Annotated in this window: 1 rRNA gene; it reads right to left on the reverse strand. The window is 49.9% G+C overall.

The window, feature by feature from the left end:
- Positions 1–148: 148 nt before the first annotated feature.
- Positions 149–1,716, reverse strand: a 16S ribosomal RNA gene (locus PGX44_RS03020).
- Between the last annotated feature and the right edge of the window lie 615 nt (positions 1,717–2,331).

Consider the following 2,331-nt stretch of genomic DNA (forward strand, 5'->3'; position numbering starts at 1 on the left):
AAAAAGAGGTATTTCTTTCTTTTCTATGCAGTTGTCAAGGTACAAATGAGAGGATGGCCTCTCAAAACCGAACAATGTAAATATACTAGCCATGTGCCGACCTAAAGTGACTGATTCCGTGCGCTGCACGAATCGTATGTCTCCCTAGAAAGGAGGTGATCCAGCCGCACCTTCCGATACGGCTACCTTGTTACGACTTCACCCCAATCATCGCCCCCACCTTCGACGGCTGGTTCCTTGCGGTTGCCTCACCGGCTTCGGGTGTGAATGACTTTCGTGGTGTGACGGGCGGTGTGTACAAGGCCCGGGAACGTATTCACCGCAGTATGCTGACCTGCGATTACTAGCGATTCCTCCTTCATGCAGGCGAGTTGCAGCCTGCAATCCGAACTGAGACTCTGTTTTTGGGGTTTGCTCCAGGTCGCCCTTTCGCTTCCCTCTATTAAGAGCCATTGTAGTACGTGTGTAGCCCAAGCCATAAGGGGCATGATGACTTGACGTCATCCCCGCCTTCCTCCGCATTGTCTGCGGCAGTCTCTCCTGAGTCCCCACCATCACGTGCTGGTAACAGAAGATAGGGGTTGCGCTCGTTGCGGGACTTAACCCAACATCTCACGACACGAGCTGACGACAGCCGTGCACCACCTGTTTTCTCGTCCTCCGAAGAGGAACAGGAAATCTCTTTCCCTTGCGATCAATGTCAAGGCTTGGTAAGGTTCTTCGCGTTGCGTCGAATTAAACCACATACTCCACCGCTTGTGCGGGCCCCCGTCAATTCCTTTGAGTTTCAGCCTTGCGGCCGTACTCCCCAGGCGGGGTACTTATTGCGTTAACTCCGGCACAGAAGGGGTCGATACCTCCTACACCTAGTACCCATCGTTTACGGCCAGGACTACCGGGGTATCTAATCCCGTTTGCTCCCCTGGCTTTCGCGCCTCAGTGTCAGTTGTCGTCCAGAAAGCCGCTTTCGCCACTGGTGTTCCTCCTAATATCTACGCATTTCACCGCTACACTAGGAATTCCGCTTTCCTCTCCGATACTCTAGTCTCCCAGTTTCCGTCCCCTCACGGGGTTAAGCCCCGCACTTTTAAGACAGACTTAAGAAACCACCTGCGCGCCCTTTACGCCCAATAATTCCGGACAACGCTTGCCACCTACGTATTACCGCGGCTGCTGGCACGTAGTTAGCCGTGGCTTTCTCTTACGGTACCGTCACTCCGAAAGGGTATTAGCCTCTCGTCCATTCGTCCCGTATAACAGAGTTTTACAACCCGAAGGCCGTCATCACTCACGCGGCGTTGCTCCGTCAGACTTTCGTCCATTGCGGAAGATTCCCCACTGCTGCCTCCCGTAGGAGTCTGGGCCGTGTCTCAGTCCCAATGTGGCCGTTCATCCTCTCAGACCGGCTACTGATCGTCGCCTTGGTGGGCCGTTACCCCTCCAACTAGCTAATCAGACGCAAGCCCCTCCTGCAGCGATAGCATAATGTAGAGGCCATCCTTTCAAGTCTGTGTCATGCGGCACAGTCTTCGTATTCGGTATTAGCAGCCGTTTCCAGCTGTTGTCCCCATCTGCAGGGCAGGTTGCTTACGCGTTACTCACCCGTTTGCCACTCGATTTTATAAGAAGCAAGCTTCTCATATCCTCTCGTTCGACTTGCATGTGTTAAGCACGCCGCCAGCGTTCGTCCTGAGCCAGGATCAAACTCTCCATGATATGTGAAGAGCTATCTAGCTCTGTCTTACTTATTGTTTGTGTTTCATTGATTGACGTTCTATAAATAGAACCTCGCACACTGGCATTTCATTCGTATGTTTTACATTGTTCAGTTTTCAAAGGTCATCGTGTCGTCTTGCGGCGACTTGTATATCTTATCAGGATTCATGTGGCTTGTCAAGCAGTTTTTTAAGTTTTTTAAACTTATTTGTTCACTCGGCACACTACATTCAGGACTTTTTGTTTTCCCTCACCTGACAGCTATTGAAGTATATCACCTGTTATTCTGTCTGTCAAGCACTTTTTTTCGAAGAACTTTTAAAACATAATCACATGCGCTAACATAACAAACTATACAAAAAAAATAGAACTTGCATTTCTTGCTTATTCATTCTTTCGCACGTCCGCAATAGCTGATAGACATATGTTAGCACTGAATTGGCCTATCGTCAAGGGTGGAACACAAAAAATATTACTTTTTCCTTATCCCCCTGCCAAAGCGGACCTACAGAAGCGTCTACGTGGCAAATAGGCTAAAAAGAAGATGGCCTGCACCCTAAGGTGCAGGCCATCCGGTAAAAGCTCCATATAGGCGGGGAGGGCTTACTTTTTGTC

Origin of the sequence: Caecibacter sp. AF58-12pH5A, assembly GCF_027681725.1 — a bacterium.
Taxonomy (GTDB): Bacteria; Bacillota; Negativicutes; order Veillonellales; family Megasphaeraceae; genus Megasphaera; species Megasphaera hominis.